The organism is Acinetobacter sp. BMW17 (assembly GCF_001592855.1).
In the GTDB taxonomy this organism is placed as follows: Bacteria; Pseudomonadota; Gammaproteobacteria; order Pseudomonadales; family Moraxellaceae; genus Acinetobacter; species Acinetobacter johnsonii.
In genome coordinates, this window is the sequence record NZ_LSOD01000008.1 from 1 (window position 1) to 20,890 (window position 20,890).

Annotated in this window: 16 protein-coding genes and 1 pseudogene; 10 read left to right on the forward strand and 7 right to left on the reverse strand. The window is 44.5% G+C overall.

From position 1 onward, the window contains the following. Positions 1 to 71 precede the first annotated feature (71 nt). The 3 genes and pseudogenes from AXW61_RS17050 (at position 72) to AXW61_RS01765 (ending at position 3,497) form a co-directional block, all read left to right on the forward strand. Positions 72 to 1,162, forward strand: a protein-coding gene (locus AXW61_RS17050) for an IS4-like element ISAba1 family transposase (protein WP_085940648.1) whose coding sequence is annotated in 2 segments (ribosomal slippage) — positions 72 to 612 and positions 612 to 1,162 — 1,092 coding nt in all. Because the reading frame shifts where the segments join, the coding sequence is not laid out codon by codon here. A gap of 20 nt (positions 1,163 to 1,182) precedes the next feature. After that, positions 1,183 to 2,598 (forward strand): annotated as a pseudogene (locus AXW61_RS01760) (TonB-dependent receptor); the annotation flags it as partial. 161 nt (positions 2,599 to 2,759) lie between these two features. Then, entirely contained in the window at positions 2,760 to 3,497 is a 738-nt protein-coding gene (locus tag AXW61_RS01765) for a sulfite exporter TauE/SafE family protein (RefSeq protein WP_062031789.1), read from the forward strand. On the opposite strand, the gene AXW61_RS01770 is transcribed toward AXW61_RS01765, so the two are convergent. From AXW61_RS01770 to AXW61_RS01785, 4 genes are all read right to left on the reverse strand, one after another. Further along, entirely contained in the window at positions 3,494 to 4,399 is a 906-nt protein-coding gene (locus tag AXW61_RS01770; protein ID WP_062031790.1) for a LysR family transcriptional regulator, read from the reverse strand. The two genes, AXW61_RS01765 and AXW61_RS01770, sit on opposite strands and share 4 nt — an antisense overlap. 158 nt (positions 4,400 to 4,557) lie before the next feature. Beyond that, entirely contained in the window at positions 4,558 to 5,859 is a 1,302-nt protein-coding gene (locus AXW61_RS01775) for a solute carrier family 23 protein (protein WP_058951473.1), read from the reverse strand. Between the two features lie 300 nt (positions 5,860 to 6,159). Continuing rightward, complete coding sequence (gene ppc, locus AXW61_RS01780; RefSeq protein WP_062031792.1) at positions 6,160 to 8,844, reverse strand: phosphoenolpyruvate carboxylase; 2,685 nt, start codon at positions 8,842 to 8,844, stop codon at positions 6,160 to 6,162. A 205-nt stretch (positions 8,845 to 9,049) separates the two neighbouring features. Next, positions 9,050 to 9,676 (reverse strand): TetR/AcrR family transcriptional regulator, encoded by a 627-nt coding sequence (locus AXW61_RS01785; RefSeq protein ID WP_062031797.1) that lies wholly within the window; start codon positions 9,674 to 9,676, stop codon positions 9,050 to 9,052. Positions 9,677 to 9,826: 150 nt separating this feature from the next. Here AXW61_RS01785 and AXW61_RS01790 point away from each other — a divergent pair, with 150 nt between their 5' ends. The 4 genes from AXW61_RS01790 (at position 9,827) to dnaJ (ending at position 15,799) form a co-directional block, all read left to right on the forward strand. Next, complete coding sequence (locus AXW61_RS01790; RefSeq protein ID WP_062031800.1) at positions 9,827 to 10,927, forward strand: efflux RND transporter periplasmic adaptor subunit; 1,101 nt, start codon at positions 9,827 to 9,829, stop codon at positions 10,925 to 10,927. Between the two features lie 2 nt (positions 10,928 to 10,929). Continuing rightward, a complete protein-coding gene (locus tag AXW61_RS01795; protein ID WP_062031801.1) occupies positions 10,930 to 14,067 on the forward strand; it encodes an efflux RND transporter permease subunit in 3,138 nt (1,045 codons plus the stop codon). Between the two features lie 131 nt (positions 14,068 to 14,198). Continuing rightward, entirely contained in the window at positions 14,199 to 14,576 is a 378-nt protein-coding gene (locus tag AXW61_RS01800; RefSeq protein ID WP_004978426.1) for a hypothetical protein, read from the forward strand. Between the two features lie 104 nt (positions 14,577 to 14,680). After that, the gene (gene dnaJ / locus AXW61_RS01805) at positions 14,681 to 15,799 is read left to right on the forward strand and encodes a molecular chaperone DnaJ (protein ID WP_004978425.1); all 1,119 of its coding nucleotides are present in this window, start codon (positions 14,681 to 14,683) and stop codon (positions 15,797 to 15,799) included. A gap of 63 nt (positions 15,800 to 15,862) precedes the next feature. On the opposite strand, the gene AXW61_RS01810 is transcribed toward dnaJ, so the two are convergent. Then, positions 15,863 to 16,102, reverse strand: a complete 240-nt coding sequence (locus AXW61_RS01810; RefSeq protein WP_062031804.1) for a hypothetical protein — start codon at positions 16,100 to 16,102, stop codon at positions 15,863 to 15,865. Positions 16,103 to 16,299: 197 nt separating this feature from the next. Between AXW61_RS01810 and dapB the strand changes: the two genes are divergently transcribed. Together dapB and AXW61_RS01820 are read left to right on the forward strand one after the other, a co-directional pair. After that, entirely contained in the window at positions 16,300 to 17,121 is an 822-nt protein-coding gene (dapB, locus tag AXW61_RS01815; RefSeq protein WP_062031806.1) for a 4-hydroxy-tetrahydrodipicolinate reductase, read from the forward strand. Between the two features lie 59 nt (positions 17,122 to 17,180). Next, positions 17,181 to 17,828: an START domain-containing protein gene (locus tag AXW61_RS01820; protein WP_062031808.1), complete on the forward strand. Its 648-nt coding sequence runs from the start codon at positions 17,181 to 17,183 to the stop codon at positions 17,826 to 17,828. Between the two features lie 42 nt (positions 17,829 to 17,870). Here AXW61_RS01820 and AXW61_RS01825 read toward each other — a convergent pair whose 3' ends face one another. After that, entirely contained in the window at positions 17,871 to 18,272 is a 402-nt protein-coding gene (locus AXW61_RS01825; RefSeq protein WP_062031811.1) for a hypothetical protein, read from the reverse strand. A 99-nt stretch (positions 18,273 to 18,371) separates the two neighbouring features. Here AXW61_RS01825 and AXW61_RS01830 point away from each other — a divergent pair, with 99 nt between their 5' ends. After that, a complete protein-coding gene (locus tag AXW61_RS01830) occupies positions 18,372 to 19,823 on the forward strand; it encodes a PLP-dependent aminotransferase family protein (RefSeq protein WP_062031814.1) in 1,452 nt (483 codons plus the stop codon). Between the two features lie 30 nt (positions 19,824 to 19,853). Here the strand turns inward: AXW61_RS01830 and AXW61_RS01835 are convergent, their stop codons facing one another. Further along, positions 19,854 to 20,876 (reverse strand): NAD(P)-dependent alcohol dehydrogenase, encoded by a 1,023-nt coding sequence (locus AXW61_RS01835; RefSeq protein WP_062031817.1) that lies wholly within the window; start codon positions 20,874 to 20,876, stop codon positions 19,854 to 19,856. Positions 20,877 to 20,890 lie beyond the last annotated feature (14 nt).

Here is a 20,890-nt window from a genome sequence, read left to right on the forward strand (position 1 = left end):
CTCTGTACACGACAAAAATAGATAACTCATTGAAATAATGTCACAATAATTGTTTTCTAACGACGAATACTATGACACATCTCAATGAGTTATATCTTATCTTAAACAAATCTCTAAAATGGAACAAGTCACATTTAAAGTGCTTTGCGCTCATCATGCTTGTGATTATTTTAAAGCAAACATGTAATCTTTCTTCTGCATCTAAAGCCTTGCCCATCAAGTGTTTACCACAATCATTTTATCGACGTATGCAGCGCTTCTTTGCAGGTCAGTATTTTGATTATCGTCAAATTTCTCAGTTGATTTTCAATATGTTTTCATTCGACCAAGTGCAACTGACTTTAGATAGAACCAATTGGAAATGGGGAAAACGAAATATTAATATCCTGATGCTCGCAATCGTTTATCGTGGAATAGCGATACCTATCCTTTGGACATTGCTTAATAAACGTGGAAATTCAGATACGAAAGAGCGTATTGCTTTGATTCAACGCTTTATAGCCATTTTTGGTAAAGACCGTATTGTGAATGTGTTCGCAGACAGAGAGTTTATCGGTGAGCAGTGGTTTACATGGTTAATTGAACAAGACATCAACTTCTGCATTCGTGTTAAAAAAACTTCATTGTCACCAATCATTTAGGAAAGAATCATAAAATTAGTGATTTATTTCGCCATCTTAAAGTTGGTCAAATTGAATGTCGTAAACGACGGATTTTGGTTGGTCGGGTGAAACTATATATAAGTGCACTACAGTTAGAAAATGGAGAGCTTTTACTCGTCGTTTCTCCTCAGTTTAATGCCAATGCTATTCAGGATTATGCATTACGCTGGGAAATTGAAACCTTATTCAGTTGTCTCAAAGGACGCGGGTTTAATCTTGAAAATACGCGCTTGACAGACCCTAGACGAGTGAAAAAATTGATTGCGGTGTTAGCTATAAGCTTCTGTTGGTGTTACTTAACGGGTGAATGGCAACATAATCAAAAAAAAGCGATAAAAATAAAGAAGCATGGACGACTCTCAATGAGTTTATTTCGCTATGGTTTAGACTATGTTCAAATGGCGATTCAGCGTTTAATTGGTTTTGGGAAAAAAGAAGAGTTTAAGGAAATTTTGGCAATTTTAAGAAAGCAGAATCCTGATAGGATAAGGGTTCTGTGAAATTTGTCGTGTACAGAGATAAAAATTATTATATTGCACCGTCTTATAATTTTGACTTAGGTGAAAAAGACGAACTGTCTGTAATTGCCAGCTATCAGCATCGGGATTTTATTCGCCAGCAGGGGATTCCCTATAGTAATGGCGCTTATAAAAAATATTCACAGATCTTATTTTTTGGCGCGCCGAATCTAAGCAATACGGTTGATGTTTTGCGCTTAGGTTCGAACTATGCGCATTATTTTGATAATGGCTGGACCTTTAAACAAAATTTTGCGGTCACCAAAACCGATGCAGATAACAATCCTGTATTGGCGGGGAGTAATAACACTTTACCGACCATCAAACGGACGGTGGAAAGACAGATTAAAGACGATGTGAATTTTGCGCTGGATCATAATTTGTCACGTCATTTTGATTGGGGCAAAACCCAATATGATTTGATGGTTGGTTTGGACATGATGCATGAACGCAGTGACTATGAGCGCCGTAGTAACAGCTTGTCATCCTTTAATGCCAATAATCCGATCTATACCCCTATCGCAAAGGCGACCACGACCAAATCGCATCAAATTACAGATACCCAATATATGGGCGTATATCTGCGTAATAATTTTAAAATTGATGATCATTGGATCTTGGGCTTATCGGGTCGTCATGACTGGACACAGGTCGAAGTCGATGACCTTTTCAATGATACGACGCTGAAAAACTCGGACAATGCTTTCACAGGTAATGCATCCTTGATGTATCAAATCAATGATAAGTTTGCTCCCTATGTGAGTTATGCAACCTCATTCTTTCCTGTGAGCGACACTGGCGCTGGCGGAACACTGTTGGACCCTGAAGAGGGAGAGCAGTTTGAGGTTGGGGTTAAGTTCCAAGGGCTGAATCAACGGCTGCAAGGTTATGTGGCTTATTATGATTTAACCCGTCAGAACGTGACTGAGTCGGATTCTACCCTCGGTTATTCTGTGCAAATCGGTGAACAAAAAACCAAAGGTTTTGAAACGGAATTATCCGCTGCATTGACGGATCAATGGAACCTGACTGCAACCTATAGTTATATTCCTACTGCGGAAACGACAGAAAGTACGACCACAAGTGATATTGGTAAGCGGATTAACCATGTGCCTAAAAATGCCGCCTCTTTATCAACCCAATACTTCTTTGCGGATGAGCAACTGGGCTGGAATATTGGTGCCAGTGCGAATTATCAAGGCGAGCGTACAGCACAACGTGGGACTTCTTATGTACCGCTATCGAGCTATACGCTCTATGACGTCAGTGCTGGCTATGAAGCTAAAAATTGGGGCGCAAAGTTCAGTGTAAAAAACCTGTTTGATAAAGAGTATCTAGTCGGCACCACGCCAAATGCGCAATTGGTCAATTGGGGCGATCCACGTACTTTCCGCTTCAGCCTAAATTTCAAATACTAAGCAGAATTGCACTGCATCACATCTGGATTCAATAACAGTTGAGTCCAGACCATTCTTTCCAGTAAGCCTCAATCTTTGGTTGAGGCTTACTTCTAAAAACAGTGATATGAGCACAGATTTAAATTTTATAGCATGGCGCTAAGTGTTTAGAGAGAAGCGTCATGCTTGCTTTTGTTATTTTTGTTTTTGCTGTCGCAGGCATGATTAAGGGTACCATTGGTCTGGGTTTGCCCGCCGTGTCGATGGGACTTTTATCTTTGGTGATTAGTCCATTTCAAGCGGCAACTTTGCTGATTATCCCTTCAATGGTCACGAACTTTTGGCAATTGTTTGCAGAAGGGCGTGTACTGCGACTGGTACAACGCTTTTGGCCGTTGCTGGTGGGCATGATCATTGGTTCAGTTTGGAGTGTTTTTCCTACACTTGGACATGGCGAATTTCAAAGTGAAGCGCTGTTGGGCGGGATGCTGGCCATTTATGGTCTATATGGTTTGTTTGCTAAAAACATGCCCAACTTAGCCCCGTATGAAAAATATTTATCACCAATCATGGGATATTTGGGCGGTGCTTTGACGGTGGCGACAGGGGTGGTGGTGATTCCCGTGGTTCCATATTTGCAGTCCTTGCATTTGAAACGGGATGATTTGGTACAATCGCTCGGCCTTGCCTTTACCGTTTCAACTTTATGTCTTGCTGTGTATTTACATCTAAATCCTGTTGAAGACACTCCCATTGACTATCAACTGTCGTTGATCGCTCTGCTTCCTGCATTGCTCGGAATGTGGTTGGGCACTAAAATTCGCTACCGCATCCCTGAACAAGCCTTTCGTAAGGTGTTCTTTGTGGGCCTAGTGCTATTTGGCAGTTATATGGTTTTACATCAACTGGGCTGGCTTTAATGCGCAATGAGTTGGTCATGTTGGCTCAAGAGGAATTGACTAAAGCGTTGGTAATCTGCGGGGAGCTGATCAAAACACTGTGCGGCTAACAGCAACTTACGGTTTGCCCATTTGCCTAAGAGTTCAATTTGCTGAAAATCATACTGTGCTTTTAAACGCAGTGCTGCCCGTTTGGGAATAATCGCAATGCCGACGCCATTGGCAACGACTTGGGCGATTGCAGCAAAGTTCGGCACCCGTAGACGATAGTGGATGTCACAGCCTAAGCGTTTGGCTTGCGCTTCTATTGACTGTTGTAAGGAGTGATATTGCATGAGGCCCACAAACGGATGTTGCAATAATTCACCCAGTTCTAGTTGAGCCGCAGTGGCAAGTGGATGCTGGCTTGGGCAGATCAGTACCAACGGGTCTTCAGCAAACTCTTGGGTTTCAAGCTGCCCTGCATCAAAAAAACCGGAGATCAGTCCTAACTGTGCCGTGCCTGTGCTGAGGGCCTGAATGATGTCATTGGTTTCGGCTTCTTTCAATTCAATATGAATCTTCGGATTTTCCATCAAATACTGCGGCAGCAAGTGCGGTAAGTACTCACTCTGTGCCGATGAGTTGCACCACAATATAATGTTGCTCGTTGCACTGTGGGCAAAGGGCAACATGGCCTGTTGTAATTGCTGCTGTTGTTGCAGTAAGTGCTGCGCATGTTCCGCAAAGGTTTGTCCAGCAAGGGTCGCTTTTACCCCAGTTGCATGGCGGGTAAATAAACTGACTTCAAAATGCTGTTCTAATTTTTTAATCCGCTCACTGGCGGCCTGTAAAGAAATGGCGGAACGTTCTGCACCTTTGGTCAGACTGCCTGTACTCAGGATATTGATAAACAATTGCAGATCAAAAAAATCAAGGCGCATGGCAGGGTCAAAGCGAAAAATGTTGCTTTATCTTAGTCCTTTTTGCGTTTTGAGACATCCTTTAGCGTAGCAGCGTGTGTAATCGGAGCCAGAGTATTCGACCAAAAAAAGCAGCCCGAAGGCTGCGATCAAAATGGATAATCAAAATATCAGGCAGATTAATCTTTTTGTCCTAAGCTGAAGAACCAGTTTAAGAACAACGCTGCAAACGTAGCAGTACCAATACCACCCAAGTTAAAGTTGCCAATTTGTAAGGCAAAATCACCTGTACCTAAAATGATGGTGACTGCAGCGACCATCAGGTTTTTGTTCTGTGAAAAATCGACTTTGTTTTCAATCCAGATTTTTGCACCTGCGATGGTAATCAAACCAAACACCACAATTGACGCACCGGTTAAAATCGCGGTCGGAATGGTATGGATGATGGCACCAAACTTCGGAGATAGACCTAAGAAAATGGCAAACACACCTGCGATGGCAAAAATGATGGTCGAGTAAACTCGTGTGACTGCCATGACCCCAATGTTTTCACCATAGGTGGTCATGCCTGGTGCGCCGACACCACCCGCTAATGTCGTAGCGACACCGTCGGCAACAAACGCTTTACCAATGTGCGGATCCAGATTTTCACCAGTCATTGCACTCACGGCTTTGATGTGACCGAGGTTTTCTGCTACCAAAATTAACGCGATCGGTGCAATGATCATCATGGCATTGGCATTAAATTCAGGCGCATGAAAAGTTGGTAAACCAAACCAAGCGGCTTGTTGAATCGGGGCAAAATTAATCGCTGTGCCATAGCCCATAACATTGGTCACGATGAAATAGACCAAGTAAGACAGTAACAAACCAATTAATAATAAGAGACGTTGCAATAAACCTCGGGTAAAGACTGCAATTGAGCCCATACATAACACGGTAACCAGCGCCATCCACATATTAAAGGAATTGCCCGCAACGCCTTTGACCGTCACTGGGGCAAGGTTGAGACCAATAATCATCACCACAGCACCTGTCACCACAGGCGGCATCAGTTTTTCAATCCACTTAGTGCCCGTTGCCATGACCATAAAACCAAACAAAGTATAGAGCACGCCGCAGGCAATAATACCGCCGCCCGCCATAGCTAAGTTTGGATTGAGTGCTCCTGTGCCCGATGCGGTATAGCCCGTTGCTGCAATCACGACCCCAATAAAGGCAAAACTTGAACCTAAATAGCTCGGAACACGTCCACCCGTCATAATAAAGAACAAGATGGTACAAATCCCGGACATTAAAATAGCAAGGTTGGGATCGAAGCCCATCAAGAAAGGTGCAAGAACCGTTGCTCCAAACATGGCAAAGGCATGCTGCACACCTAAAATTGCACTTTGTGAAGCAGGGAGGTATTCACTTGTGCCAACAGGACGTGCATCGATATTGCCTTCGTACGGGCGCCATTTGGGAAACCAATTGGACATTTTTTGAGCACTCTAAAGATAAATTGTGCACATCATACTCTTGTTTTTTAGAAGATTTAATCAGTGATACAAAAAATTGTTAAAACTAATCTTATGACTTTTCAGAACTTTTTACCGCATGGTAAAACTTTATATTTTTAAAAATAATGATAAATCAAGGTTTAATTGGTAAATTTAGCCAATCGCACATTCATAAATATTTATGATTGGATTGATAAAAAAATTATAAAAGGTTTGACCATGCGTTCAATAAAAAAGCACATCATAGTGATGTGCTTTAAATGGAGCGGGCTTAAAACTTTATCCTGTGTTACGAAGACCCGCTGCAATGCCGGCGATACTTACCATAAGTGCATGATCTACAGGTGTATTTGTTTCCTGACGCTCTTCTAGGTAACGGCGGCGACGTTTCATTAACTCTGCTTGGAGTAAATGCAGGGGCAATAAATACGGTTTGCGTACTCTCATCGACTGATCTAAAACTTCGTTACTGCTGAGGAGTTTAGACTCACCTTTAAGTGCCAATAGGGTTTGCACCGCATACTTTAAGCGCTGACGTAGATGTTCACCGAGCACTTTCAAGTCTTCATCATCGGTCAGGTGCGACTCATAATACAGCGCCACATGAGCATCAGACTTTGAGAGCACCATTTCCAACATATCAATCAGGGTTTGGAAATATGGCCAAGCCACCAGCATTTCATCTAAGGTGGTTTTATGTCCTTGATCAATCACTTGGTTAATTGCTGCGCCTGTACCCAACCAAGCGGGTAGCATCAAACGAATCTGGGTCCACGCAAATACCCAAGGAATGGCACGTAAGGACTCAATGCCGCCAGTGACTTTACGTTTTGCTGGGCGTGAGCCAAGTGGTAACATTTGCAGTTCAAGCTCTGGCGTGACTGTACGTAAGTACTTTACGAAGTGCGGGTTTTCTCGCACGGTTTGACGATACACCTGTACCGACAAATCGGTCATGCTGTGCATTAACTCGCGCCACTCAGGTTTTGGGACGGGCGGTGGCAGTAAAGTGGCTTCTAAAGTGGCAGCGGTATAAATCTCTAAGTTTTGCAGCGCAATGCCTTCTAAGCCAAACTTGAAGCGAATCATTTCACCTTGTTCAGTGACTCGAATTGCACCTGAAATCGAACCGGGTGGCTGTGAAAACAGGGCTTGTTGCGTTGGCGCACCCCCACGGCTGATGGAACCGCCACGACCATGAAATAGTGTGAGTTGTATGCCATGCGTTTTCGCAATCGCGGTTAATTCTTCTTGCGCACGGTACTGTGCCCAATTGGCTGACATAAAACCTGCATCTTTTGCCGAGTCAGAATAGCCAATCATGACTTCATGTTTGCCCTGAATATGCTGTTTATACCAATGCATATTGAATAGGGTATTCATGGTGGCTGCGGCGCCATCTAAGTCTTTCAATGTTTCAAACAATGGCACCACACGTAGTGGATGTTGGATGCCTGCTTCTTTTTGCAAAAGCAGTACCGCCAGCACATCACTTGGATATTCAGCCATCGAAATAATGTAGGCACCTAAACTTTCTTGAGGCTGCGCTGCCAAAGTACGCATGGTGGCAAACACTTCTTGCACTTCAGGTTGTTCAATTAAACTTTGCGCAGGTTCATTTAAATGCTTCGGCAACAGTGGACGTTTGCTTTGTAGCTCTTGCAATAAGAAGTTTTGACGCGCTTGTTCGGTCCACGTTTCAAAATTACCCAGACCCAAATATTCAGTAATGGCCGAAATTGCTTGGCGATGACGGCCTGACTCTTGACGAATATCCAGTTTTAGCAGTTCAATCCCGAAACAGTTCACCCGATGGATAAAGTCCAGCAGTTTCCCATTGGCAATTTCAGGCAGGTTGCTGGCAATTAAAGAACGATAACACAGCAGTAAAGGCTGTAGCAGTTCCTCTTTGGCTTTAATCACCAAGCTATCATCGGCATCGGCACCGCGCAGTTTTTCTGCGAGCCAATGGCGTGTAGCTTTTAAACGTTCGCGGGTATCGCGTAAATATTCGCGGTAGGGTTCAGGATGGTCTTGACCCAAGGCTTGACGCAGTTCATCGCTACAGCTTTGAATCGACAGTTCCCAACGCAAGTCTTCAATGTCACGTAAGTAAAGATCAGCCGCTTTCCAACGCGATAGCCACAGGACTTCTTGAGTAATGTTGTGTGTCACATTCGGGTTGCCGTCACGGTCACCACCCATCCATGAAGCGAAACGTACAGGTGCCACATGTAAAGGCAGACGTTGCCCACAGTGCTCAATCACCATGTCGTCTAGTTCACGCATGAACTTCGGCACGGCATTCCATAAGGTTTGCTCAATAGTAGTAAAGCCCCATTTTGCTTCATCGACTGGGGTTGGACGGTGTTGACGAATTTCATCGGTCTGCCACGCCGAACAGATCAGTTGTTTTAAATCTTCAAGGACTGTTTGGCGTTCACGAGGGGTTAGTTTTTGCTGATCCATTTTAAATAAGGCATCGTTGATACCATCATATTTTTGGATCAGAGTACGACGGCTGACTTCAGTGGGGTGAGCAGTCAGAACCAGTTCAATATTTAAATCACAGATTTGCTGGAACAGCGTATCGGTTGAAATGTCGTTATTTTTAAATTTAGCAAAGAGATGGTCGAGCGGATTTGGAGAGGGTGCGGTCTCATCAAATTCACTTTGACGACGGCTACGGACCACATGGTATTGCTCTGCAATATTGGCAAAGTTCAAAAAGTGGGTAAAAGCACGCGTCAGAGGTAAAATTTCATCATCTTCAAGGCTAAAAAACAATTGTTCCAGCTGTTTTTCAGCTTCGACTTGACCATCACGAGCACCTTTAGACAATGCGCGAATTTGCTCGACCTGATTAAACAAATCTTGTCCTGCATGCTCCTTGAGGGTTTCACCCAATAGGTTGCCGAGTAATCGGACATCTTCACGTAGTGGAGCATCAATTTGTTGAATCATGATTATTATTCCCTCGTTGTTCTTAATTTGACTATACCCCGATTCGATGACAATCCAAGTAGGGGCAGACAAAAGTAGGGGATTAATTGCTGAATTTAGAATCAAATGAACAACTTAGGGCAAGAAATTGTTTTAAAGGAAAGAGGGTTTTTAATTTCAAGCATTTGAATTAATTATAAAAAATATAAATTTAATTAACCGAGTCTTAAGGTTTTTGTAAGGGGTATTTTAATAAAAAAACCGCCATAGCCTCTTGAATCAGTTGCTCGCGTTGTTCGGCATTTGGCACTTCATTCATCCCCAGTAACATTTCTTGGTGACGATATCCAAACAGCAAAGACATTAATAAGGTGATGACCTCGTTGGCCTGTTCAAACTGAAGAACGCCTAAGGTTTGGGCTTGGTCAAAGAACTGTTCCCAAATCGCCCGCATTTTGAGGTGAGAGGCTTTATAGAAGTTCTCTAGCAATGGGTTTTGTTCAGCGGCTAGCTGCAAGAGCAGGTGCTCCAGCTTGATGGCCTCAGGCAGGTTAATAATATGCATTGATAACGCACAGATCTGTTCGAGCATGGGCACAAAGTCTTCGGCACGTTGCAATTGAAATGAACGACCCAGCATCAGCTTTTCACAGGTTTCCTCAATTGCACAACTGAACAGATTGGCTTTGTCCTGAAAATGGTTATACACCGTAAGTTTGGTGACATGTGCTTCCTTGGCAATATGATCCATGCTGGAGCCGTGGTAGCCATGTTGTAAAAACAACTGACGTGCCACCTCCAAAATACGTTGCCGTTTTTCTAAATCCTTGGGACGTCCTGCTGAAGCTTGCACACATTTTCCTAAAAAAAAGTTCAAAAAGTCATTTACATCTGAGCATATCTTTAATTAGTGTACTATACAGTATATTAATTAAAAAATAACCAAGTTAAGTCTGGATATTGTGCCTGATTAATTGGTGGTTATGGAAGAAGAGCAGACTTCATGAGCAAAATTCAGACCCTTGTGGCAAGTATGATGGTGGTGTGTAGTATCACCTTGTGGGGATGTAGCAAAGACACGACCGAACCAGAGTCAGTGCCTTTGGTAATGGTGAGCCAACCGAATACCACGCATCTAGAACAAAAAAGCTATGCAGGCGAAGTGCAAGCCCGCCAACAAACGGCACTGTCTTTTCGTGTTGGGGGACAAGTCACGGAGCGTTTGGTCGATGTGGGTGACCAAGTTAAAGTCGGACAAGTTTTAGCACGCTTAGATGTACAGGATGCCCAGTTGCAATTAAATGCAGTCAAAGCACAGTTGGAGAGTGCCCAAGCGGCTGAAAAAAATGCGCAGGATGAACTCAATCGCTTTAAACAGTTATTACCGAGTAATGCAGTGAGTCGTTCACAGTACGACAGCGTTGAAAATCAATATAAAGCCGCACTGTCGAGCTTGAAACAAGCACAAGCCAATTATAACGTTACGCAAAACCAAACCAGTTATAACCAACTGATTGCCAATAAAAACGGTGTGATTACCGAGCGAAATATTGAAATTGGACAGGTGATTTCAGCAGGGCAACCCGCGTTTCAACTGGCCATTTCAGGTGATCGTGAGGTGGTGATTGGTGTGCCTGAACAAGCCATTGCTCAGATTAAAGTTGGACAGGATGCAGTCGTCACTTTGTGGTCCAAACCCGATGAACGTTTTGCTGCCTACGTCCGTGAAATTTCGCCTGCAGCAGATCAGTCACGTACTTTTAGTGTCAAAGTGGCTTTGCGTGAAGGACAAAATACGATTCAACTGGGACAGAGTGCTCGGGTGTTTTTCAGTTCAGCTGAAAGCAATGTGTTGAGTGTACCGTTAGCCAGTGTTTCCGCTGCAGGTAAAAATGCCTATGTCTGGGTGGTGAATGCTGATAACAGCATTCGTAAAGTCCCTGTCAGCGTGGGGGAGTATGGTCGAGACAGCGTTACCATTCGTTCAGGTTTACAGCCAACGGACTATGTCGTGGTGGGTGGGGTGCATTTACTGCGTGAAAAACAAAAAATTCAACCGATTAGCCGTGACAATAAAACGGTCAAGATTGCGACAGGAGGTTAAGCATGAACTATAACCTGTCGGAATGGGCCTTAAAGAATAAGGGCTTGGTCCTTTATTTGATGTTGTTGCTGGGCATCGTGGGTGTGGTGTCTTATTCCAAACTAGCACAGAGCGAAGACCCGCCTTTTACCTTTAAAGTGATGGTGGTACAGACCTATTGGCCGGGTGCAACGGCGCGTGAGGTGTCTGAACAGGTGACCGACCGTATTGAAAAAGAGCTGATGACCACGGGTAAGTATGAGCGCATTATGGCCTACTCCAGACCCGGCGAGTCGATGGTGACTTTTGTGGCACGAGATGCCATGCGCTCCAGTGAGATACCTGATGTGTGGTATGACGTACGCAAAAAGGTTGGAGACATCAAACATCAGCTGCCCAATGGGGTACAAGGACCATTCTTTAATGATGAGTTCGGCGATACATTTGGCAACATTTATGTGCTGACGGGTAAAGACTTTGATTATGCAGTGATGAAAGAATATGCCGACCGTCTACAGTTACAACTGCAACGTGTCAAAGATGTCGCCAAGGTCAACTTGGTTGGACTGCAAGATCAAAAGATCTGGATTGAAATTTCCAACACCAAGTCGGCACAGCTAGGCATTCCTGTGACAGCGGTGCAACAAGCCCTGCAACAGCAAAATACCATGGCCAGTGCAGGTTTTTTTGAAACAGAATCAGATCGTATTCAACTCCGAGTCACAGGGCAAATTAAGAGCGTTGAAGAACTGCAACGCATGCCTTTATTGGTGAATGGAAAAACCATCCAGCTCAGCGATGTTGCCGACGTCTATCGTGGCTTTAGTGAGCCTGCTCAACCCCGAATGCGCTTTATGGGGGAAAATGGCATTGGTATTGCAGTGTCGATGCGTAAAGGTGGCGACATCTTGGCTTTGGGTAAAAACTTAGAAACTGAGTTTTCCAAGCTGCAAAAAACCTTACCTTTAGGTATGGAGCTGAAAAAAGTTTCAGATCAGCCTGTTGCGGTGAAGCGTAGTGTCAACGAGTTCATGAAAGTTTTGGCTGAAGCGGTGATTATTGTACTGCTAGTCAGCTTTTTCTCGCTGGGTTTCCGGACTGGACTGGTGGTGGCATTCTCCATTCCACTGGTCTTGGCCATGACCTTTGCAGGCATGAATATTTTTGATGTCGGTCTACATAAAATTTCTTTGGGTGCCCTGATTTTAGCGCTGGGCCTCTTGGTCGATGACGCCATTATTGCTGTGGAAATGATGGCAATCAAAATGGAACAAGGCTACAGCCGACTACAAGCCGCAGGGCATGCATGGCGAACCACTGCCTTTCCTATGTTGACGGGAACTTTGATTACCGCTGCGGGCTTTTTACCAATTGCCACGGCAGCGTCCAGTACAGGTGAATACACTCGCTCTATTTTCCAAGTGGTGACCATTGCCTTAATTGTGTCATGGTTTGCAGCGGTGCTTTTTGTACCTTATTTGGGTGACAAACTCCTGCCCGATTTTAATAAAGAGCTGATTCAAAAAGCGCCGTGGTATAGCCGTCTGTGGGCACGTTCGCGCAAACAGCCAGAACCTCAGCCGATGGTGCATCATACAGGTGAGCATCACGATCCTTATCAAACCAAGTTCTATCAAGGTTTTCGCCGTTGGGTCGATCTGTGTGTGACCTATCGCAAAACGGTCATTGCGACGACTGTGGCTATTTTTGTGCTCTCGGTGTTGATGTTTAAGTTAGTACCACAGCAGTTTTTCCCGCCTTCAAATCGTGCCGAAATTTTGGTCGACTTAAAACTTGAAGAAGGTGCATCTTTAACGGCAACTGAAAATGCGGTGAAAAAAGTTGAACAGTTCCTGTCGAAGCAAGAAGGCATTGATAATTATGTGGCATATGTGGGCACAGGCTCGCCACGTTTTTATTTACCGCTCGATCAGCAGCTACCACAAGCCAGCTTTGCTCAGTTTGTGGTCTTGGCCTCTTCACTGGATGATCGCAATGAAATTCGTAAATCCTTAGACACCCAAATCCGTCAGTTATTGCCTGATGTGCGTACTCGCGTCTCTTTACTTGAAAATGGCCCCCCTGTCGGTTATCCACTTCAATATCGCGTGTCGGGTGAAGACTTGACCCAAGTGCGTGCTTGGGCGGATAAAGTCGCGGCGATGCTGAGTGTTAACCCCAACACCACCAATGTGCATTTGGACTGGGGTGAACCAAGCAAGATGATCAATTTAGAGATTGACCAAGACCGTGCCCGCCAAATGGGGGTATCGAGTTTAGATTTGGCCAATTTCTTGAACAGCTCAATTTCGGGTGCCACCATTAACCAGTACCGTGAGAAACGTGAGCTGATTGAAATCCGTTTACGTGGCGATCAAGCCGAGCGGGTTGAAGTAGCATCATTGGCAAGCCTTGCCGTTCCAACCTCAAATGGCGGAACAGTACCATTGGCACAAATTGCAAAAATTGATTATAGCTTTGAAGAAGGTTTGATTTGGCATCGTAACCGCCTACCGACTATTACGGTACGTGCAGATATTCGGACCAAGTTACAACCGGCCACTGTGGTGGATGAAATGGCGGAGCACATGAATCAGCTGCGTGCGGAACTGCCGAATGGTTATTTGGTTGAAGTCGGCGGCACAGTGGAAGAGTCTGCGCGTGGGGGTAAATCGGTTGCAGCGGGTATGCCTTTGTTCTTGGCCGTAGTCATGACTTTGCTGATGATTCAACTGCGCAGTATGTCTCGTGCCACGATTGTCTTGCTCACCGCGCCTTTAGGTTTGATTGGCGTGGTGTTGTTCCTGTTACTGTTCAATAAACCTTTTGGCTTTGTTGCGATGTTGGGCACCATTGCCTTGTCGGGCATGATCATGCGCAATTCACTGATTTTAATTGATCAGATTGAGCAAGACATTCAAGCGGGGCATGAATCATGGGATGCGATCATTGATGCGACGGTGCGACGTTGTCGTCCAATTGTGCTGACGGCATTGGCAGCTGTTCTGGCGATGATCCCATTGTCTAGAAGTATTTTCTTTGGACCTATGGCCGTTGCGATCATGGGCGGACTGATTGTGGCGACGCTATTAACCCTGTTCTTTTTACCTGCCTTGTACGCGCAGTGGTTTAAAGTAAAAAAAATTAGCCATAAGCTGTAAATTTATGCCAATATCAGGTGCGAAACGTTGAAAATTTCAATATAGTAGCACCTGAAATTTATGGCATTTTTATAAAGCAGTTTTTTGCTACACATTAAAAAACCAACGATGTGGCAAATGGGGTTAAACGCATGATGCAAGACAATGTAACCAAGTATCGCCGCTCTATCGCGATTTCTTATGTCTTCATGTTTTTGGCTTTGTTTACTGTGATTAGTGGCGCATTTTCCTATTGGTATGCCCGAAAAGTCACGCAAATTGATCATGCCGAAGTGTGGTTACAAGCGCAAGCACTCTGGGTCATGCGCAATATTGTGATTTATAGCATTTTGGCTTTATTTGCAGCACTGTGGTTTATTCCTCTTATTTTCTTCACTTGGGACAGCGCATTGTGGGTGACTGCATGCACGGTTGCAGGTGTGGTTTTTAGCTGTATTGCATTTCTCTTCCTTCTAAATGCATGGTTTAAAGGCCTGTCTAAATTTTTGAAAAATAAAGCAGTTTTCTAATTCTACTGATTTTTTTTCAAACACCCCCTTGTAAAACTTGGTTTGAACCCAATTTCAGACCACAGTTGAGTATTAAATAAATTCCGTGAGGAGCATCGCCAGACATGGCTAAACGTGATTATTATGAGGTTTTAGGTGTTGCTAAAACCGCTAGTGATGATGAAATTAAAAAAGCCTACCGTAAGTTGGCGATGAAATATCATCCGGACCGCAACCCTGACAATGCTGAAGCTGAAGAGAAGTTTAAAGAAGCGGCTGAAGCTTATGAAATTTTATCGGATAGCGAAAAGCGCAGCATGTATGACCGTATGGGCCATCAAGCCTTTGAAGGTGGTATGGGCGGCGGAGGCGGCTTCGGTGGTGGTTTCAGCGCAGAAGACATTTTCAGTCAATTCGGTGACATTTTCGGTGGCGCATTTGGTGGCGGCGGTGGTCGTGGTCAACAGCGTGCACGTCGTGGTTCTGACTTACGTTATGTGATGGAACTGACGTTGGAAGAAGCAGTAAGAGGGGTGAAAAAAACCATTACTTTTACCGCACCAGCGCCGTGTGAAACCTGTGACGGTAAAGGCTCTAAAAACCCGAATGATGTTGAAACCTGTAAAACTTGTCATGGTGCAGGTCAGGTTCGCATGCAGCAAGGTTTCTTCTCTGTACAGCAGACTTGTAGCACCTGTCGCGGTCAGGGTAAGATCATTAAGAACCCATGTAATACCTGTCATGGTTCAGGCGTTAAAGACCGTCAACAAACCTTAGAAGTGACGATTCCTGCGGGCGTCGACAACGGTGACCGCGTTCGTTTAACGGGTAAAGGCGAAGCGATTCGTGATGGTCAGTCAGGCGACTTGTATGTAGAAGTGGTGGTGCGTGAGCACGAAATCTTCCAGCGTGATGGTGCAGACCTGTATATGGATGTCCCTGTGAGCATTGCCGATGCTGCTTTGGGTAAAGAAATTGAAATCCCGACACTCGAAGGTCGTGTGAGTTTGAAAATTCCTGAAGGCACACAAACGGGTAAAATGTTCCGTTTACGTGGCAAAGGGGTTAAACCTGTACGTACCAGTATGCAAGGTGACTTACTCTGCCGTATCGTGATTGAAACGCCAGTCAACTTAACAGCACGTCAACGTGAACTGTTGAAAGAGTTGCAAGAAACTTTAGATGGAGATGATCACAAATCATCACCAAAGAAGAAGTCTTTCTTTGACCGACTGTTTGATTAATTGAATACGGTACGTCTGAATTGGTGTTGAAAAGAGCGGGAATATTTTCCCGCTTTTTTTATGTTATTGCGCTTCTGCTGGCAGCTCAGGTTGATCGATCTCTTCAACCGACACCATTTCTTCAGCCATAGGTGCAGTGGCTTGTACTTGTTGCTCGGCCTGTGCTTTGGGATGTGTGCTGGTGGTGATCTTTACCTGTGACAAACTTTCTAAGGTGTCGCCCGCTTGAACAGCGGGTTCAGCCTGAACCTGTGCCCAACTGCCCCCAAACGCCATCGCTAGAAAAAGTACCTTGGCTTTCATTCTATTTTCCTCATTTTAAAGTTGTTTTTAAACGCGAACCTAGTCTGCGTAAGATTGATTGCAAATTTGTGAAAAGCTGGAGAAATCATGTTTGAAAATAAAGCGATTTTTTCGATGAAAATGGTCAACAAACCTTAGTCTGGGCAATCAGTTTTGCTATAGTAAGAGCAATTTTGAAGCTAGATTAGGAATATGTTATGTCAGCAGCTCCACGCATTGGTGTCTTAGGTGCCGGCGGCCGTATGGGTCGCATCCTTATTCAAGCGGTACACGAAGCAGGCTATCAACTCGCTGCGGCAGTGGAACGCCCTGAAAGCTCACTGGTTGGTACAGATGCAGGTGAGCTTGCTGGTATTGGCAGCCTCGGCGTGAAGGTGGTGGGTAGTCTGGAAGCGGTAGTGAAAGATTGTGATGTGATTATTGATTTCACTGCACCAGTAGCGACTGTTCAACATTTAAAAATTTGTCGTGAAGCTGGGGTTGCCATTGTCATTGGTACCACGGGTATGAATGACGAACAAAAAGCTTATTTGGATGACTCTGCGACTCAAACACCTGTGGTCTATGCAGCCAACTATTCTGTGGGGGTCAACGTTTCGATTAAGCTGTTGGAATTGGCGTCTAAAGTCTTTGGCGACACAGTGGATATTGAAGTGATTGAAGCGCATCACCGTCATAAAGTCGATGCACCATCAGGCACAGCGTTGATGATGGGTGAGGCCATTGCGGGTGCTTTAGGTCGTGACTTGAAAACCGATGCAGTGTATTGCCGTGAAGGTCATACAGGACCACGTGAGCGTCAAAGTATTGGTTTCCAAACCATTCGTGGCGGCGATATTGTCGGTGAACATACGGCTATGTTTATTGCTGATGGTGAGCGTGTTGAAATTACTCATAAAGCGACCAACCGTATGAACTTTGCTTCGGGTGCGGTACGTGCTGCGGCTTGGGTGGTAGGACGTGAAGCACGTAAATATGACATGAAAGATGTACTGGGTTTTAACGACATTCAAGTTTAAAAACCTGCTTCATTCGCCATAAAAACAAGATAAAAAACTAAAATAAGACGAAGAATAGAATGAAAAAAGTCATATATATGGCTTGTGTTGTTGCCGTGATGACGACAGCACAAGCCAAACCTATGGATCAAGCCAAACTCAGTATTCATAAAAATAATATTAAAGTTTGGACCTATCAAAATGCGCAAAACCCAGTCTTTTTATATAAGGCTGAAACCACGTTTGATGTACCGATTGAAAAAGCAGTGTCATTGATCTTAGATGTTGACCATGCGGTGAAATGGGTGCCGTATATGGGCAGTGTGAAAGTCTTGTCGCGTGATGATAAAAAAGGCGAGTTTCAGCTGTATATGGTGCTGGATTTTCCTTTTCCTTTAAAAGACCGTGACTTGGTGGTGCAGGGGAAAATGACCAAGGACAGTCAGGGCATTATTAGCATTAAAAATAAAGCGATTGATAAAAACATTCTTAAAAATCCAGATTATGTGCGTCTAAATCATTATGAGGGCGATTGGACTTTTCAGAAACTGGGATCAAATAAAGTCAAGGTTTCGACCTCAGGTTATGCTAACCCTGAGGGATCGATACCACTGAAGTTTGTGAATATGTTTGTCCAACAACAACCCTATCAAATGCTGCAAAAAATGAAAAATCAATTGCTGGAACAAGAGGGGACACCTGCCCACTTACCGACTGCCTTACATTAATTTTAAAGACGAAGAAGCCTGCAATGCAGGCTTTTTTAAAACTTAAGGCTGTTGATAAGCGTTCAGCAGCTCTAAGGTTGAAGCCTTAGGCAGGTCTAACTGGATTAAACTGAGCATGGCATGTCCTTCACCAGCGAGCGAGATCTTGAAGTTTTCAGCACTGCTTTGGTCACATTGAAACTGTAAATTTTTCTGGCGAGGCAAGTTCATCTGCATTTCACGTTCATTGTTCAACCGATATTGATAGGTTCGTTGGGTCGAGGTTTCAGTCAAGCTCGGCGCTAAACTTAAAAACTGATAATCCGTTAAATTTTGCGTTTTCAGAAAGCCTTCAATCAGTGCTTTACAAATAAAATGCTGCTGCTGTACCTGCTGCGAAATATGTGGCGGTTGGCAAGCCGATAAGCTCAATAAGCAAAAGAGAGATATGATTATTTTTTTCATAAAAGTGCCTATTTATGGTTGTGAACGAATGACAGAAGCATAATTCTGTTGGCATAATGGATACAGATACATAAGATTTAAAAAAATAGGTACAGATGAATGGCATTTCAGTATCAAAGCTTGGCTGCACAGTTGCTTGAAAAAATTCAAAATGCTGAATTACCCGCAGGGCAAAAGTTGCTGTCGTTACGCCAGTTTGCTAACTTACAAAAGGTCAGCTTGAATACGGCCAAGAGCTGTTATGAGCTACTCGAGTCGCAGGGGTATATTCATGTGAAAAATAAGTCGGGTTATTTTGTCAGTTATCAGAAAAATACCAGCCCATCTATTCCTGTACCACAGCATCCTGATTTTCAGTCTCAAGCCCGTGATATTTCTAATTTAGAGCTACAGCTAGAAATTCAACAGTCTTCCATTAATAGCCGTCTCATCCATTTGGGCGCGATTCAGCTTTCTCCAAAACATGTGCCTGTAGAAGCGCTCCGCCGCTCCATTCAACGCGCCTTAAAACACAGCCAACCTGAAGATTTTTTATATAGCGATAAGCAGGGCCATATTCGCTTACGGCAGGCCTTGTCTGAGCATTGGGCTGAAGATGGCTTCTATATTTCGCAGGATGATATTTACATCAGCAATGGCTGTATGCCTGCGTTGTCGGTGATGATCCAACACCTCAGCAAGGAAGGGGACAGCGTAATTGTGCCCACCCCGAATTTTAATGGTCAGTTGCAAATGTTGGCGGGGTTAAAACGAAAAATTATTGAAATTCCAGCCGATACCCAAGGCTTTGATCTTGAACGTTTAGAGCAGGTCATGCAAAGTTCAGGCGCAAAAGCGTGTTTACTCACGGCCAATTATCAAAATCCATTGGGGTTTTGCTTAAGCAATGCAGAAAAAGAAAAAATTGCACAACTGGCGGCGCGCTATCAGTGCTATGTGATTGAAGATGATATCTATGGTGAATGTAGTTTCAGTTCGAGTCGTCCGTTGCCGATTAAGTATTGGGATCAGCAGGGTTATGTGATTTTCTGTGGTTCGGTTTCCAAGTCACTTTCAACTGCGTATCGGGTAGGTTGGTTTTGTATTCCGCAGCGCTTAGCGCATTTGAAGGCTACGTTACTGATGCAAAATATCACAGTGAATACACCCTTGCAGTTGGCACTGGCCGATCTCATTTATAGTCGTGCTTATCGGGAGCATTTACAGCAGTTAAAGCCGATTTTGAAACAGCAAGTTGAGCAATACCGACACATGATTCAGCATGCCTTTAACGGAATTGAGTTACGTATCAATCAACCCTTAGGTGGTTATGCGCTGTGGTTACAGCTACCCGAGTGTATCGATGGTTTAGATATGTACTATTTTGCTCAGCAGCACGGTATTAATATTGTGCCAGGCGAAGTCTTTGGTGAAGGGCAGCGTTATAAAAACTGTATCCGCCTCAATGCAGGTCATGAAATTTCAACAGATATTCGAGCAGCGGTCACCTTGTTGGCCGATTGGGTGAAAGCGCAACTCAGCAGTTCGACGTTGGTCAAACAAGCGGTATAAAAAAAGCGCCTGTTTTGAGGCGCTTATGGATTAAAAATCGGCTTTGAGGACGATCCGATAGCGGGCTTTTCCAGAATGTAACCGTTCCAGTGCTTCATTCAACTGTGACATAGGATACAGTTCAATTTGTGGCGCAATGTTTTTACGTGCAGCGAATTTGAGTAGCTGACGTAATGCCGCAGGGGAGCCAGTGGGTGAACCCGTGATAGACTTTGCTCCAGCAATCAGACTACCTGCATTTAACTTGATGGGCTCAAGGGGCAGGCCTAGCAGATGGATCGTGCCATTCGGTGCCAGTGTACTAATATAGGCAGGCCAATTGAGCGTGACATTCACCGTACTGAGCAATAGATCGAATTTGCCTCGCTGGGTTTTAAGCGCATCCACATCACGGCTATTCACCACATGATCTGCGCCCATAGCTTTGAGCTCGTCAGTTTTGTCTAGGTTCGAGGTGAATGCAGTAATTTCACAGCCCCATCCTCGAAGTAGCTTAATGGCCATATGCCCTAGACCACCAATCCCAATTACCCCGACATGGTGAATGGCTTGGATTTGGTGTTTTAAAATCGGATCAAAAACGGTAATACCGCCGCACAATAAAGGACCCGCTGACTCAGGATCCAGCTCTTCAGGTAAAGGAATAATCCACTGCCAACCTGCGCGGACTTTGTCGGCAAAGCCGCCTGCATGACCGACGATGGTTGCTGTCGGTCCTCCTGTACAGAGCACTTGTTGGCCCGACACACAGGGATCACAGTGTTGGCAGCTTTCTGCCGTCCAGCCAATACCGACGCGCTGTCCAAGTTTAAGCCCTTTGGCTTCGGAGCCTAAGCGACTGATGGTGCCAATAATTTCATGACCAGCGACAACGGGGTAGACCGAAGAGTTCCATTCATTGTTAATGACTGAAACATCGGAATGGCACAATCCACAATATTCGACTTGGACTTCGACCTGATGTGGTTGCAGTTCACCCGCATCGAATTGATAGGGTTGTAGTGCTGCACCTGCTTGCATTGCCGCATAGGCACGAATGGTGTTATCCGTCATATTCTATATCCTTA

What these genes read in the sequence shown, in the direction of transcription:
- ppc (WP_062031792.1), bottom strand. Translation starts at nt 8,844, where the DNA reads ATGATTCAACAAATTGATGCTCCACTACGTGAAGATGTCCGATTACTC.
- AXW61_RS01790 (WP_062031800.1), top strand. Translation starts at nt 9,827, where the DNA reads ATGAGCAAAATTCAGACCCTTGTGGCAAGTATGATGGTGGTGTGTAGT.
- AXW61_RS01810 (WP_062031804.1), bottom strand. Translation starts at nt 16,102, where the DNA reads ATGAAAGCCAAGGTACTTTTTCTAGCGATGGCGTTTGGGGGCAGTTGG.
- AXW61_RS01830 (WP_062031814.1), top strand. Translation starts at nt 18,372, where the DNA reads ATGGCATTTCAGTATCAAAGCTTGGCTGCACAGTTGCTTGAAAAAATT.
- AXW61_RS01765 (WP_062031789.1), top strand. Translation starts at nt 2,760, where the DNA reads ATGCTTGCTTTTGTTATTTTTGTTTTTGCTGTCGCAGGCATGATTAAG.
- AXW61_RS01795 (WP_062031801.1), top strand. Translation starts at nt 10,930, where the DNA reads ATGAACTATAACCTGTCGGAATGGGCCTTAAAGAATAAGGGCTTGGTC.
- AXW61_RS01820 (WP_062031808.1), top strand. Translation starts at nt 17,181, where the DNA reads ATGAAAAAAGTCATATATATGGCTTGTGTTGTTGCCGTGATGACGACA.
- AXW61_RS01775 (WP_058951473.1), bottom strand. Translation starts at nt 5,859, where the DNA reads ATGTCCAATTGGTTTCCCAAATGGCGCCCGTACGAAGGCAATATCGAT.
- AXW61_RS01800 (WP_004978426.1), top strand. Translation starts at nt 14,199, where the DNA reads ATGATGCAAGACAATGTAACCAAGTATCGCCGCTCTATCGCGATTTCT.
- AXW61_RS01770 (WP_062031790.1), bottom strand. Translation starts at nt 4,399, where the DNA reads ATGCGCCTTGATTTTTTTGATCTGCAATTGTTTATCAATATCCTGAGT.
- dnaJ (WP_004978425.1), top strand. Translation starts at nt 14,681, where the DNA reads ATGGCTAAACGTGATTATTATGAGGTTTTAGGTGTTGCTAAAACCGCT.
- dapB (WP_062031806.1), top strand. Translation starts at nt 16,300, where the DNA reads ATGTCAGCAGCTCCACGCATTGGTGTCTTAGGTGCCGGCGGCCGTATG.
- AXW61_RS01835 (WP_062031817.1), bottom strand. Translation starts at nt 20,876, where the DNA reads ATGACGGATAACACCATTCGTGCCTATGCGGCAATGCAAGCAGGTGCA.
- AXW61_RS01825 (WP_062031811.1), bottom strand. Translation starts at nt 18,272, where the DNA reads ATGAAAAAAATAATCATATCTCTCTTTTGCTTATTGAGCTTATCGGCT.